Here is a 14,381-nt window from a genome sequence, read left to right as displayed (position 1 = left end):
AAGGCGAGTAGGGGAGGCGGCTCGAACCCCCTCCCTGGCCCTCCCCCGCGCACGGGAGAGGGACGCTAACGATCAGCGCCGCGGCGGCTTACTCCGCCGCTTTCTTCGTCCCGAACTGCGGGTCCAGCGCGCCGCTGGCGTAGCGCTTGGCCATCTCGGCCATCGGGATCGGCTTGATTTTCGAAGCCCAGCCGGCGGTCCCGAATTCCTCGTAGCGCTGGCGGCAGACCTTCACCATCGCCTCCTGGGCGGGCTTCAGATATTTGCGCGGGTCGAACTCGCCCTTGTGCTTCCCGAGCGTGGCGCGGATCGCCGCCGTCATGGCGATGCGGCAGTCGGTGTCGATGTTGATCTTGCGCACGCCGAATTTGATGCCGCGCTGGATCTCCTCGACCGGCACGCCCCATGTCTGGGGCATTTCGCCGCCAGCGGCGTTGAAGGCGTCCTGCAGGTCCTGCGGCACGGACGACGAGCCGTGCATGACGAGATGGGTGTTGGGCAGGCGACGATGGATCTCCTCGACGACGTTCATGGCGAGGATCGCGCCGTCGGGCTTGCGCGTGAATTTATAGGCGCCGTGCGAGGTGCCCATGGCGATGGCGAGCGCGTCGACCTTGGTGAGGGCGACGAAATCCTCGGCCTGCGCCGGGTCGGTCAACAGCTGGTCGTGAGAAAGCTTGCCCTCGGCGCCGTGGCCGTCCTCCTTCTCGCCTTCGCCGGTTTCGAGCGAGCCGAGCACGCCGAGCTCGCCCTCGACCGAAGCGCCGACCCAATGGGCGAGATCGACGACGCGGCGGGTCACGTCGACATTGTATCGATAGTCGGCCGGGGTCTTGCCGTCGGCCTTGAGCGAGCCGTCCATCATCACCGAGGAGAAACCGAAGCGGATGGCGCTGGCGCAGGTCGCTTCGCTGTTGCCATGGTCCTGATGCATCACGATCGGGATGTCGGGATACATGGCGATCAGCGCCTCGATCATCTTGGCGAGCATGATGTCATTGGCGTAGCTGCGGGCGCCGCGCGAGGCCTGGATGATGACCGGCGCGTCGACGGCGGAGGCCGCTTCGAGCACGGCGAGGCCCTGCTCCATATTGTTGATATTGAAGGCGGGCACGCCATAGTCGTGCTCGGCGGCGTGGTCGAGCAATTGCCGCAGGGTAATCAGAGCCATAGTCGCCTCCGCTGATCTCTTAAGCCTTAATTAGGGTGCGGGCCGCCTCGGCCACGGCCTCGGCGGTAATTCCGAAATGTTTGTAAAGCGCCGAAGCCGGCGCGCTGGCGCCGAAGCCGGACATGCCGATGAAGGCGCCGTTGTCGCCGAGCCACCGATCCCAGCCGAGCCGCACAGCGGCCTCGACGCCGACGCGGGGCGCCGCGCCCAGCACCTGCGCGCGATAGCTCGCCGGCTGCGCCTCGAAAAGCTCCCAGCAGGGCATGGAGACGACGGCGGCCTTCACGCCCGTCTGGGCGAGGGCGTCGGCGCCGGCCAGCGCAATCTCGACCTCCGAGCCCGTAGCGAGGATCGTCACGTCGCGACCGCCCTCGGGCTCGCGCAAGACATAGGCGCCCTTCGCAGATAGATTTTCAGTGACCGGGCGCGACAGCGTCGGCAGGTTCTGTCGGGAGAGGCTCAGCGCCGACGGCGTATGGGCTTGCGCCAGCGCCAGCTCCCAGCACTCCGCCGTCTCGATGGCGTCGGCGGGGCGGAACACGAGCAGATTGGGCAGCGCGCGCAGCGAAGCGAGATGCTCGACCGGCTGGTGCGTCGGCCCGTCCTCGCCGAGCCCGATCGAGTCGTGGGTCAGCACATAGACGACGCGCAGGCCCATGAGCGCCGAGAGGCGAATGGCGCCGCGCGCATAGTCGGAGAAGACGAGGAAGGTGCCGCCATAGGGCGCGAAGCCGCCATGCAGCGCGACGCCGTTCATCGCCGCCGCCATGCCGAATTCACGCACGCCGTAGTGGATGTAACGGCCGGAGAAATCATCCGGGCGCACCGACCCCATGCCCTTGGTGATGGTGAAATTGGAGTGCGTCAGATCAGCCGAGCCGCCGATGGTGGCGTCGGTCGCGGCGTTGATGACGGTCAGCGCCATTTCTGAGGACTTGCGCGTCGCGACCTTCGGCTTTTCTGCGGCGAGCGCAGTACGGAAGTCGGCGAGCGGGCCGGCGATCTCCGAGGCGACGTCGCCTTTCAGAAAGGTTGCGAAGGCCCGGCCCTTCGCCGAGGCGGCGCAGCGCTTTTCCCAGGCCTCGCGCGCCCCGGCGCCCCGGCGTCCGGCGGCGCGCCAGGCGGCGAGGATCGTCTCCGGCACCTCGAAGGGCGTGTGCGGCCAGCCGAGCGCGGCGCGGGCGGCGGCGACTTCCTCCGCCCCGAGCGGCGCGCCATGGACCGATTCCTTGCCCTGCTTGCCGGGAGCGCCGTAGCCGATCACCGTGCGGCAGGCGATCATCGAGGGCCGCGGGTCCGCCTTCGCCGTCGCGATCGCGGCCGCGACCGCCTCCGGATCATGGCCGTCGACCCGTTGCGTATGCCAGCCCGCGGCGGCGAAGCGCGCGCATTGGTCCATGGAGGTCGAAAGATCGGTGGGGCCGTCGATGGAGATCGAATTGTCGTCCCAAAGGACGACTAGGCGCGACAGCTTCAGATGGCCGGCGAGGTCGATCGCCTCATGGCTCAGGCCTTCCATCAGGCAGCCGTCGCCGGCGATGACATAGGTGTTGTGGTCGACGAGATCGTCGCCGAAGCGGGCGGCGGCGAGACGCTCCGCAATGGCCATGCCGACCGCCGTGGCGAGGCCCTGGCCGAGCGGGCCGGTCGTCGTCTCGACGCCGGGCGCATGGCCATATTCCGGATGGCCCGCCGTCGGCGCGCCGAATTGGCGGAAATTCTCGAGGTCCGCCCGCGTCATGCCCGGATAGCCGAGCAGATAATGCAGCGCATAGAGCAGCATCGAGCCATGACCGGCCGAGAGCACGAAGCGGTCGCGGTCGGGCCAATTGGGCTCGCTGGCGTCGAAGGTCATGAAGCGCTGGAACAGCACCGTCGCGACGTCGGCCATGCCCATCGGCATGCCGGGATGGCCGGATTTGGCCTTTTCCACGGCGTCCATGGCGAGCGCGCGGATGGCGTTGGCGCAGGAGCGCGTGTCGGCGGTCGGGGCGGCTTCGAGTGCGTCTGACATGTCCTTAAACTTTCACGTCGCGCTCTTGCGGCGCTTGACGAGTTCGAGAATCCTCGGCGTGAGGATGAGTTGCATCGCAAGATCGAGCTTGTTGCCCGGGATGACGATGGAATTGGCCCGCGACATCCAGCTTCCGGCGATCATCGCCACAAGATAGGGGAAATCAACCCCGCGCGGCTCGCGGAAGCGGATCACGACGATGGATTCGTCGGGGGTGGGAATGGAGCGCGCGACGAAAGGGTTCGAGGTGTCGACCGTCGGCGCGCGCTGGAAGTTGATGTCGGTTTCGGAAAACTGCGGGCAGATGTAATGCACGTAGTCGTGCATGCGGCGCAGGATCGTCTCGGTGACGGCCTCCGTCGTATAGCCGCGCGCCTGGCGGTCGCGGTGAAGCTTCTGCGTCCATTCAAGGTTGATGACCGGCACCACGCCGATCTTGAGGTCCGCGTAGCGGGCGACGTTGACCTCGTCCGTGACCACGGCGCCGTGCAGGCCCTCGTAGAAGAGAATGTCCGTATTGGGCGGCAACTCCTCCCAATCGGTGAACTCGCCCGGCGGCACGCCGAGCACCGCGGCCTCGTTCTCGTCGTGCGCGTAATGGCGATAGCGGCCGGAGCCGGTCTCGCCGTATTCGCGGAACAGATTTTCGAGCTCCACCAGGAGGTTGGCGGCCGCGCCGAAATGGCTGAAATGATAGACGCCGCCGGCCTGCGCCTCGGCCATCTTCACCTTCATCTGTTCGCGGTTGTAGCGATGGAAACTGTCGCCTTCGACATAGGCGACCTCGATGCGCTCGCGGCGGAAAATCTGCTCGAAAGTCTGCTTGACGGAACTCGTGCCGGCCCCGGATGAGCCGGTGATCGAGATGATGGGGTGTTTGACCGACATGGGCGCGCTATCCGGAGAGTTCCTGTCGAGCTTGCGGCGTGACCCGCCCTTAGGTCGGCCGCGCCCGGCTTGTCGCATGCCGGACCGGCAAAGAAAAGGCTCTTGAGGCGCCGAAAGCCGCGCGGTCGGGACTTTGGTCGCCTGTCGGCGCCCGCTCGGATGAGCGGGGCCGCCTTTTTCGGGCGCGGCGAACCTAGCGTCTTGACTTGGCGCGCGGCGCCGACCTATATCGCTCGCGTTCCAGAAAGGCTGCGTCAAGACAGTCGGGGCGGAGTAGCTCAGTCGGCTAGAGCAGAGGAATCATAATCCTTGTGTCGGGGGTTCGAATCCCTCCTCCGCTACCATCGCCCGCGCAACCATCCGTCAAAGATCTGCGGCTTCGCGCTCTTCGATCCGACCATGTCGGCTGATGTCGAGACCGCCCGCGCGCGTACAAGCCCGCGCTACCGATTCTGTCTTCGGACGCAAGCATCGAAAGCGTTGTCCGCTTCCAGGCTCATTTGCGGATTTGCATAAATCCCCAAGGCGTCGGAGCCGCTCCCGCTGGCGGCCAGTCGGTGGCGTCGCGCCATCGCCTTCTGCGCTTCAAAGGCGCAGAAAGCTTGGTCGGACCCGGGAGGCTCGTGACGGACGCGCGGCAGGGCCGTCGATGCGTTGAGCGCAAAAATCAGCGTGCAGGAAAGAGTCGAGAACCGTTTCATCGGGGCCGGCGGGCTGGAGTGGACCTCAATGGATATAAACGCAACGAGGCGATGGGTCATCGCCGCGGCCGATTGGATGAGAAGGAAATGCGCTGAGGACCAGCGGGCCTTCCGAGAGCCCCTGCGCTTGATTCACCGCTCCGGCGTCGCTTGAGCGCGCCGTGGGCGGCGCCACTGTGGTCGCGCCCCGCGCTTGATTCCTGGATCGCTTATGTTTACCTGTGCGCCAAATCTCATGGCGTAAAACGGCGAAAAAGACGCTTTTCAACTGTCGCCGACCGCCTGCGCCAACGGTTTTTTCCTTTCGATTTCCGCCGGAACGACAATTGTCGACGTGATTGAATTCTGCGCCGCGGGCGAAACAGGCTCGCTTCGTTAAAGGCGTAAGAGGGCCAAGATGATGGATGCGAAGCCGGACATCCCTCAGACCATCGTCGAGGAGAACTACGTCAAATTTCAGCACGAACTGCTCGAGTTCCTGTTCGCGCACCTCGTCGACATGCGGGCGATTTTCGAAGGGGATCTGGACGCTCTGCTCATCTTCATCTCGATCTCCCGCTATTACCTGCGAGACGAACGCATCAACGCGGCGTCAGAAGAAGCGGGACCGCAACAGCATCATCATCATTTGACCCTGTCGCGCATTGCGCAGATCACGACGATACCGCGCGAGACGGTTCGCAGAAAGCTCAGCCTGCTGGAAAGCAAGGGGCTGCTCGAGAGGGGCCCGAACGACGGCTGGCGCCTCGTCGTCAAGGATGGGCGACCGGTCATCCGCGCCAGATATGAGTCTGTCTGGCAGCGGGTCATGCGCAGGCTGGTCAAGCTCGTCCGGGCGCTGAAGGAGCATGTTTAAGGGCGTAACCGCGTTGCGCGCGCGCTCCCGCCTTGAGATGCGGAAATCCTGGATAGGAGCGCGCTTCCGTTTTCTGGATAGACTACTGCTTTTCGAGCCGGATGACGTAGGCGGGGAAGTAGGGCTCAGAGGTCTTCGCGTCGTAACCCAGGGCCAATGTGACGACGCGGCCATTATCGGCGCTGGTGAAACTATATTGGCGCTGAATCAGGATCTTTCCGGAGCCGAAAGAGGCCCAGCCGCCCACGCCGCGAAGAACGCCGCTACAGGTGGTGGGATCCCATGCTGAGTATACCTTGGTCTCATCGAAAGGGTATGTCGTCCCATTGAAGAGTTCCAATATGCCCCCCAAAGGGGCGCCGGGCAGAGCCATTCTTACGGTCGCCGACATCGACACAACGCCAGAATTCTTGAAGGTCGGGAAAGTGAGGGACCATCTTTCCGTTTGTGCGCCCAGAAGCTTTCCATCTACAGAGACGACGGATCCGCCGCCCTGTCCAGCGTATTCACCGCTCGGTCTCACGCAGGTCGCGGCTGAAGGGGACGCGAACGCCAGCGACAGGATTGCTGCGCCACAAAAACGCAAGTAGCAAGTCGTCTTCATTTTTCCTCCAAGCCGAAAGCGAAACATTTCGACTTGAAGCTACGCTCAAGATAGAGGCGGCGACAGCGAAGAGAAGTTGAAACTGCAGAGCGTCTCGCTGTCGTTTCCCGAAGACGGTGTCGTGACGCGCGCCCGTCGCTTTTTCGAAGCGAGAAAACCGGTCCAGACCGTCGCCGTTGCGCGCACGTCGCGTCACTTGGCCTGCGGCGCGGGCGGCGGAATTACAGGCGTGGATTGCGGCGGAAGGTCAGGGGCGGGCTTCACGATATGGGGGTCGACGCCCGGCGCGGGCTTGATTACGCCCTTCCCCTTGTCGAGCTTCTCGCTCAGGCTTCCGCCCCTGTCGCCGCTTTCGTCGCCGGGCCGTTCATTTTGCGCCAGCGCCGGCGCGGCGCTGACGACGCAAAGAACGACGAGAAGAAGCGCGGCGCGCGTGTCCATGGGCCTCCTCCTATGCGATCGGCCGCAGCGAGAACCTGCGAAAGTCAACCCGCGTTCCGCCGTTCTTCCCTCAATCGGCGAGCGCCCTGACGCCCGCGACGAGGCGGCCGACCCCTTCGACGGCGGTCTCCGGTCGCAAGGCGCCGTAGGCGACGCGCAAATGGCAGCCTCGAGTCAGGCCAAAGGCGTCGCCGGGAATGACCGCAACGCCATGCTCGCGAATGAGCTTCGATGCGTAATCGAGCGGCGCCATCTTCGATTTCAGTCGCAGGAGGAAATAGAGCGCCCCGGCGGCGTGCGGAAGCTCGGCCAGTCCGGCCTCTTCCAACGCCGAGAGTTGGCTCTTCACCATGGCGCGCGTCTGACCAAGCCTGTCCACCTGCTTCTGCACGAAGGCGCGACCCGCCCCGAGCGCCCCGACGGCGGCGTATTGAGCAATGACGGGCGGACAGATGATCACCGTGTCCTGAACCTTTCGCATCGCCGGCTCGAGCGACTCGGGAAAGACCATCCAGCCGATCCGCCAGCTCGCGAAGCCATAGGCCTTGGACATGGAGTAAAGTGAAATCGTATGCGCGGCGGCGCACTGGATCGACGCCGGTGAGAACGGCTTGGCGCCGTCATAAGTAAAATACTCATAGGCCTCATCGCTCACATGGAAGAGTCCGCGCTCGGCGCAAAGCGCATTGACGGCGCTTAGCGCTTCTTTCGGATAAACGGCGCCGGATGGATTATTGGGCGAGATGGTGACGATCGCCCGCGTGCGCGGCGTGATGGCGGCGCGGATGGCGTCGACGTCGAGCTGATAGTTCGCGTCGGTCTCGACGAGAACCGGGCGCGCGTTGACCATAACAATGGCCATCTCGTGATTGAAATAATAGGGAACCGGGAGGATGACCTCGTCTCCGGGATCGAGAATGGCGAGCACGACGTTGAGGAACGCCTGATTGCCCCCGGCGGTGACCATCAGCCGGTTGCCGTGGCCAGGGCCCACGGCGACGCCATTCTCCGCCGCGAGCTTCCGGGACAGCGCCTCGAGCAACGACGGGACGCCCGACGTGGCCTGATATTTGTTGTTGTCGGGCTCGGCGAGGAAGCGCGCGATTTCCTCGGCGGCGGCCGGCGGGGGCCCGTAATTGACGACCCCCTGGCCAAGCGAAATCGTGCCGGGATGAGCGCGGATCAGATCGGCGATCACGGGGATGATGGGCGTCTGAACAGCCTGAAGGCGGCGGGAGTCGTGCATGAGCGTCCTGAAAGCGAGCGGCCGACCCTCTGGCAGGCTGACGCCGCTTCCCTAGCCCGAGCGTCGCGCCTTCTTCAATAGCATGCGGGCGGGCGGCCCCGTCTTCCTGGCGCGGCGCTAATGCATTCAGCTGGCGGCCTGTGGTAGAATGACGTCAAAGATCCGGCGCCGCCGGTCGCTCCTTTCACAAAAACCGCTAGGTCATGGCCACTCTCGAACCGCAGGCCGTAAAGCCGCTTTTCTCCTATCGCAAATACTGGGCGCAGCGCTTCGGGGTCGCGCCCTTCCTGCCCATGTCGCGCGCCGAAATGGAGGCGCTGGGCTGGGATTCCTGCGACGTGATCCTCGTCACCGGCGACGCCTATATCGACCATCCGAGCTTCGGCATGGCGATCATCGGCCGGCTGCTGGAGGCGCAGGGCTTCCGCGTCGGCATTATCGCCCAGCCGGACTGGCGCGACGCCTCCGCCTTCCGCGCGCTCGGGCGGCCCAACCTCTTCTTCGGCGTGACCAGCGGCAACATGGATTCCATGGTGAACCGCTACACCTCGGATCGCCGCTTGCGGCACAATGATTCCTACACGCCGGGCGGAGAGGGCGGCAAAAGGCCGGATCGGGCCGTCATCGTCTACGCGCAGCGCGCGCGCGAGGCCTTCCCGGACGCGCCCATCCTGCTCGGCGGCATCGAGGCGTCGCTGCGCCGCATCGCCCATTACGACTATTGGTCCGACAAGGTGCGCCGCGCCATCCTGCTCGACGCCAAGGCCGACCTGCTGCTCTATGGCAATGCGGAGCGTGCGCTCGTCGATGTCGCGCATCGCATCGCGAAAAGCGGGCTCGACCAGGATTTTTCAAACCTTCGCGGTCTCGCGCTGCTGCGTGACGCGACGCCAGACGGCTGGACCGAGGCGGCCGCCGACGATCTCGACGATCCGAGCGAAGGCCGCCGCCGGGGGACCGGCGAAGAGGCGGAGAAGATCGTCATTCGTCTGCCGTCCTTCGAGCAGGTGCGCGGCGATCCCGAGTCGTACGCCCGCGCCTCGCGCGTGCTGCATAAGGAGAGCAATCCCGGCAACGCCCGCCCGCTCGTGCAGCGCCACGGCGACAAGGACGTCTGGCTCACGGCGCCGCCGATCCCGCTGACCATGGCGGAAATGGACGCGGTCTATGAGCTGCCCTTTGCGCGCGCGCCGCATCCGGCCTACGGCGGCGCGAAAATTCCTGCCTGGGAGATGATCCGTCATTCGGTGACGATCATGCGCGGCTGTTTCGGCGGCTGCTCCTTCTGCTCCATCACCGAACATGAGGGACGCATCATTCAGTCGCGCTCGGAGGGCTCCATCCTGCGCGAGATCGAAACGATCCGCGATAAGACGGAGGGCTTCACCGGAGTCATTTCCGACATCGGCGGGCCGACCGCCAATATGTATCGCATGGCCTGCAAGGATCGCGAGACGGAGGCGCTTTGCCGGCGCCCGTCCTGCGTTTATCCAGACGTCTGCAAGAATCTGGACACCAGCCACGAGGCCTTGATCCAGCTCTATCGCAAGGCGCGGGCGATCCCGGGGGTCAAGAAGGTTTTCGTCGCATCCGGCGTGCGTTACGATCTCGCCGTCAAAAGCCCGGCCTATGTGCGCGAACTCGTCGAGCATCATGTCGGCGGCTATCTGAAGATCGCGCCCGAACATACGGAAGCCGGGCCGCTTTCGAAGATGATGAAGCCGGGCATCGGCGCCTACGATCGGTTCAAGCAGCTCTTCGACGCCGCGGCGCGGGCGGCGAAGAAGGATTATTTCCTCATCCCCTATTTTATCGCCGCCCACCCCGGCACGACGGATGAGGACATGATGAATCTGGCGCTTTGGCTGAAGCGCAACAAATATCGCGCCGATCAGGTCCAGACCTATCTGCCGTCGCCCATGGCGCTCGCCACCGCGATGTATCACAGCGGCTTCAATCCGCTGAAGCCGGTGCGGCGCGGCGTCTCCGAGCCGGTCGACGCGGTGAAGGGCCTGCGCCAGCGCCGCCTGCACAAGGCGTTCCTGCGCTATCACGATCCCGAAAACTGGCCCGTGCTGCGCGACGCCTTGAAGGCCATGGGCCGCGCCGATCTCATCGGGCCGGGCAAGCATCAGCTCGTGCCGGCCTGGCAGCCGGCCGGGACCGGCCGGGCGGGGGAGGGGCGTCGCGTGGCGCAGAAGGGCCGGCCGCGACCCCAGGCGCCACGGCCGTTTCTCACGAAGGGCGTCTAGGCGCCGGCGAGGCGCGCGTCATTCATGACGCCGCGCTCCCGCTTTTGAACGCGGCCGCCTGCAAGCGAACGACCGCCAGGTCGAAGAAAAAGGGCTGCTGTCGCCAGCAGCCCAAGTCGGGGGAGAACGCCCGAGGAGGGCGATGTCAGCTGAGGGAAGGGCTGACTGGCGCAACCCTATTGGGCGCCCCGGCCGCGATCAATGACGACTTGCTCAGTTTGGGCGAGGCCGGGTGAGACAAAGTGACGCAAAGGCGCCGGCCAAGTCGTTGAAGAAAAAGCCCAGCCGCCGGAACGGTTGGGGAATGGGCGCGTTAAACAGCATTGCAGCCATGGCCGCGCCCACTCCGCCGGCCCCAGGCGCCCTTCGGGAAGCGGGTTTCGACCTTTTAGGAGCCGCCGGGCGCTGCAAAGGAAGAGGCAGAACGTGAACCTCCCTTCTGAAGACGCGCAGACGCCCGAGACGGCGCAGGCGCCCCGCACCAAGCGACAGCGCCGCGCGCTCGACGTGCTGGTGATCGAAGACGAGTCCATCATCGCCAAGGACATCGAGCTGATTGTGAGCGACCTCGGCCACCGTGTGATCGGCCCGGCGCGCACGCACGAAGAAGCGCTGTCGCTCGCGCTGAAGGCGCGGCCGGCCGTCGTCGTCGCCGACGTCAAGCTCGCCGACGGCAGCTCCGGCATCGTTGCGGTCGATGAGATGCTGAAAAGCATCGACGCGGCCGTAATCTTCGTCACCGCCGTTCCCCAGTGGCTGCAGACAGGGGAGCTGGAGCCGGTGCTGGTGATCCCGAAGCCCTATTCGGTCGACGAGATCAAGAACGCCGTGTCGAAGGCGACGTCGAAGCGCTCACAGTCGCTCGACACCATCATGGCGACGAAAAGCGCGGTCAGCCGGCTCACCCGCAAGCAATAAGGGACTCCTTCGGCTATTCTCGTCTCTCGCGGCCAGAGCGTTCGCTCTCGTCCGCCATTCGGAATGCCTATATGAGAAGGCGTTGAGGGAGACGTCCATGTTTAAGAAGATTCTCGTGCCGGTTGATCTGAGCGAGCCGGACATGACCAAACTTGCGCTCGACGCTGCGCTCGCCCTGGCCAAAACCGGCTCCGAGGCGAGCCTGCGGCTCATCAATGTCCAACCGCTCGTGCCGGTGGCCTTCGTCGACTATATCCCACCGAATTTCGACGAAGAAATGCGGGAGGCGGCTGAGAAGGAGATCGCTGATCTCGCCGCCAAGGTCGATTTGCCGGGCGAGCGCGTCTCGTCGACCGTGCGCTTCGGCGCCGTCTATCCCGAGGTGCTCGCGGAAGCCGAAGATTGGAGCGCGGATCTGATCGTCGTCGGTTCGCATCGGCCGACGATGGCGACCTACCTGCTCGGCTCCAACGCGAAAACGATCGTCCGCCACGCCAAGTGTTCGGTGCTCGTCGTCCGCCAGTAGGCGTCCGTGACAGGGACGGGGGCTGCGACTAGACTCCCGTCTCATGTCCCGATTCGCCGCGCTGTCGCTTCTCACGGCTCTCGCGCTCCCCGCCGGCTTTGCGGCGGCGCAGCCGGCGCCCCCGTCCAAGAGCGCCCTCAAACAGGGCGAGGCGATCGCAAAAAACAACTGCGGGGCCTGTCATGCGGTTGGCCGGCGGGGCGCGAGCCCCAATCCCAAGTCCCCGCCGTTTCGCTCTCTCGCGCGGCGATATCCACTCGCCAATCTCGAGGAGGCGTTGGGCGAGGGGATCGTGGTCGGCCACGAGGGGCTCGACATGCCGCAGTTCCGCTTCGAAACGGGCGAAGTCGAGGCGCTTCTCGCCTATCTGGCGTCGATCCAGAAGCGCTGACGGCTCTCTTCGCTTTCCTGAAAACTTGGCAATCGCGCGGGGCGCAGACTTTGCGCCGGCGCCCTCTCTCGTCTATGAGAAAGGCTTAAACAGCCGAGGGTAAAATGTCCGCCATTCCCGATTTCGCCAAAATCCCCTTCGCCCCCGTTTCGGTCGCGCAGGAGACGCCGCCGCGCATCTGGATGACGCCGGAAGGGATCGAGGTGAAAAGCGACTACGGGCCGGCGGACGTCGAAGGCCTCTCCTTCGTCGACGGCTTCCCCGGCGTCGCGCCTTTCGTGCGCGGACCCTATCCCACCATGTATGTCGCCCAGCCCTGGACCATCCGCCAATACGCGGGCTTCTCCACGGCCGAGGACTCCAACGCCTTCTATCGCCGCAATCTCGCCGCGGGCCAGAAGGGCCTCTCGGTCGCGTTCGATCTGGCCACCCATCGCGGCTATGATTCCGATCATCCGCGCGTCATGGGCGACGTCGGCATGGCGGGCGTGGCGATCGACTCGATCTACGACATGCGCACGCTGTTCGACGGCATTCCGCTCGATCAGATGTCCGTGTCGATGACCATGAACGGCGCCGTTCTGCCCGTGCTCGCGCTTTTCATCGTCGCGGCGGAGGAACAGGGGGTCTCCGCCGACAAGCTCACCGGCACCATTCAAAACGACATTCTCAAAGAATTCATGGTGCGCAACACCTACATCTATCCGCCGGAGCCCTCCATGCGGATCGTGTCGGACATTTTCGGCTACACCAGCAAACATATGCCGAAGTTCAACTCGATCTCGATCTCCGGCTATCACATGCAGGAGGCGGGCGCTTCGGCCGATCTCGAGCTCGGCTACACGCTCGCCGACGGCGTCGAATATGTCCGCGCCGGCGTCGCCGCCGGTCTCGACATCGACGCCTTCGCGCCGCGGCTGTCGTTCTTCTTCGCCATCGGCATGAATTTCTTCATGGAGGTCGCCAAGCTGCGCGCCGCGCGCCTGCTCTGGGCGCGGCTCATGAAGGATCTCGGCGCCAAGTCGGAAAAGAGCCTGACGCTGCGCACCCATTGCCAGACCTCCGGCTGGTCGCTCACCGCGCAGGACGTCTACGTGAATTCCATCCGCACCTGCATCGAGGCGATGGCGGCCACGCAAGGACATACGCAGTCGCTGCACACCAACGCGCTGGACGAGGCGCTCGCGCTGCCGACCGACTTCTCGGCGCGCATCGCCCGCAACACCCAGATTGTCTTGCAGCAGGAGAGCGGCACGACCCGCATCATCGACCCCTGGGGCGGCTCCTATTATGTCGAGCGCCTCACCGCCGAACTCGCCAAAAAGGCCTGGGAACATATCGAAGAGATCGAGAGGCTCGGCGGCATGGCGAAGGCCATCGCGGCGGGCGTTCCCAAGCAGCGCATCGAGGAGGCCGCCGCCAAGACGCAGGCGCGCATCGATAGCGGGACGCAGGTCGTCGTCGGCGTCAACAAATATCGCCCCGAGAACGACGCCAAGCCGAATGTGCTTAAGGTCGACAACGCCGCGGTGCGCGCGGCGCAGCTCGACAAATTGAAACGGTTGCGGGCCGAGCGCGACGAGGCCACGACTCAGGCGGCGCTCGACGCGTTGACGGAAGGGGCGACGTCTGGCGCCAATCTGCTCGATCTCGCCGTGAAGGCGGCGCGCGCCAAGGCGAGCGTCGGCGAAATCTCCTTCGCGCTCGAAAAGGTCTTCACGCGCCACAAGCCGAAGGCGAACGTCATCTCCGGCGTCTATGCAAAGGAAGCCGGCAAGGACAGCGCACAGGTTGGCCGCGTCGTCGGCATGACCCGCGACTTCGAGGAAAACACCGGCCGCAAGCCGCGCATTCTCGTCGCCAAGATGGGCCAGGACGGCCACGACCGCGGCCAGAAGGTCATCGCCTCGGCCTTCGCCGACATGGGCTTCGACGTCGTCATCGGCGACCTCTTCGCCACCCCCGACGAAGTGGCGCAGAAGGCCAAGGAGGCGGACGTTCACATCGTCGGCGTCTCGACCATGACCGCGGGCCACCTGACCCTCACCCCCGAGCTGCGCGACGCGCTGGCGCGGGTGGGCCGCCAGGACATCATGATGGTCGTCGGCGGCGTCATCCCGCCGGATGATTTCCAGGCGCTGCTCGACTTCGGCGCAGCCGCGATCTTCCCGCCTGGCACGAACATCCCCGCGGCCGCCGAAAAGCTCCTGCACGAGCTTAATATCCGCTTGGGCTTCGCGCAGCGGGAGGTCGCGAAAACGAGGTGAGGCGAGCTGGCGACATTCCCCTGCTCGCGCCAAGCGGCGGGGAGGGGGCAGTGGGTGGGGGCGACGCGTAGCTGCTGGAACGCCTCAAGCAAGGCTCTAAGCGCGC

General features: G+C 65.1%; 12 protein-coding genes and 1 tRNA gene. 7 read left to right on the top strand and 6 right to left on the bottom strand.

Annotation, left to right across the window (positions count from 1 at the left end):
- Window positions 1-88: 88 nt before the first annotated feature.
- The 3 genes from fba to ACETII_RS06975 are packed head-to-tail and all read right to left on the bottom strand — an operon-like array spanning window position 89 to window position 4,073.
- On the bottom strand, window positions 89-1,171 hold the full coding sequence (gene fba / locus ACETII_RS06985; RefSeq protein ID WP_472787577.1) for a class II fructose-bisphosphate aldolase: 1,083 nt from the start codon (window positions 1,169-1,171) through the stop codon (window positions 89-91).
- A gap of 19 nt (window positions 1,172-1,190) precedes the next feature.
- Window positions 1,191-3,185: a transketolase gene (gene tkt, locus ACETII_RS06980; RefSeq protein ID WP_472787576.1), complete on the bottom strand. Its 1,995-nt coding sequence runs from the start codon at window positions 3,183-3,185 to the stop codon at window positions 1,191-1,193.
- 12 nt (window positions 3,186-3,197) lie between these two features.
- Window positions 3,198-4,073: a phosphoribulokinase gene (locus tag ACETII_RS06975; RefSeq protein WP_472787575.1), complete on the bottom strand. Its 876-nt coding sequence runs from the start codon at window positions 4,071-4,073 to the stop codon at window positions 3,198-3,200.
- Window positions 4,074-4,340: 267 nt separating this feature from the next.
- Between ACETII_RS06975 and ACETII_RS06970 the strand changes: the two genes are divergently transcribed.
- Window positions 4,341-4,417: transfer RNA gene (locus ACETII_RS06970), tRNA-Met, on the top strand.
- A gap of 754 nt (window positions 4,418-5,171) precedes the next feature.
- On the top strand, window positions 5,172-5,630 hold the full coding sequence (locus ACETII_RS06965) for an IclR family transcriptional regulator (protein ID WP_363350160.1): 459 nt from the start codon (window positions 5,172-5,174) through the stop codon (window positions 5,628-5,630).
- An 82-nt stretch (window positions 5,631-5,712) separates the two neighbouring features.
- On the opposite strand, the gene ACETII_RS06960 is transcribed toward ACETII_RS06965, so the two are convergent.
- From ACETII_RS06960 to ACETII_RS06950, 3 genes are all read right to left on the bottom strand, one after another.
- Entirely contained in the window at window positions 5,713-6,003 is a 291-nt protein-coding gene (locus ACETII_RS06960; protein ID WP_472787574.1) for a hypothetical protein, read from the bottom strand.
- Between the two features lie 423 nt (window positions 6,004-6,426).
- The gene (locus ACETII_RS06955; protein WP_363350157.1) at window positions 6,427-6,675 is read right to left on the bottom strand and encodes a hypothetical protein; all 249 of its coding nucleotides are present in this window, start codon (window positions 6,673-6,675) and stop codon (window positions 6,427-6,429) included.
- 70 nt (window positions 6,676-6,745) lie between these two features.
- Complete coding sequence (locus ACETII_RS06950; protein WP_472787573.1) at window positions 6,746-7,921, bottom strand: pyridoxal phosphate-dependent aminotransferase; 1,176 nt, start codon at window positions 7,919-7,921, stop codon at window positions 6,746-6,748.
- Between the two features lie 203 nt (window positions 7,922-8,124).
- Here ACETII_RS06950 and ACETII_RS06945 point away from each other — a divergent pair, with 203 nt between their 5' ends.
- The 5 genes from ACETII_RS06945 (at window position 8,125) to scpA (ending at window position 14,275) form a co-directional block, all read left to right on the top strand.
- Complete coding sequence (locus ACETII_RS06945) at window positions 8,125-10,173, top strand: YgiQ family radical SAM protein (protein WP_472787572.1); 2,049 nt, start codon at window positions 8,125-8,127, stop codon at window positions 10,171-10,173.
- A 426-nt stretch (window positions 10,174-10,599) separates the two neighbouring features.
- Window positions 10,600-11,091, top strand: a complete 492-nt coding sequence (locus ACETII_RS06940; RefSeq protein ID WP_363350154.1) for a response regulator — start codon at window positions 10,600-10,602, stop codon at window positions 11,089-11,091.
- 97 nt (window positions 11,092-11,188) lie between these two features.
- Entirely contained in the window at window positions 11,189-11,617 is a 429-nt protein-coding gene (locus tag ACETII_RS06935) for a universal stress protein (RefSeq protein ID WP_363350153.1), read from the top strand.
- A gap of 43 nt (window positions 11,618-11,660) precedes the next feature.
- Window positions 11,661-12,008 carry a c-type cytochrome gene (locus tag ACETII_RS06930; protein ID WP_363350152.1) on the top strand — a complete coding sequence of 116 codons (348 nt, stop codon included), beginning with the start codon at window positions 11,661-11,663 and terminating at the stop codon, window positions 12,006-12,008.
- Window positions 12,009-12,112: 104 nt separating this feature from the next.
- Complete coding sequence (gene scpA, locus ACETII_RS06925) at window positions 12,113-14,275, top strand: methylmalonyl-CoA mutase (RefSeq protein WP_472787571.1); 2,163 nt, start codon at window positions 12,113-12,115, stop codon at window positions 14,273-14,275.
- Window positions 14,276-14,381: the final 106 nt, after the last annotated feature.

This window comes from Methylocystis sp. NC52PC, assembly GCF_055698645.1.
The sequence above is the reverse complement of the archived record's forward strand: the minus strand, read 5'-3'. Positions and strand labels throughout refer to the sequence as shown.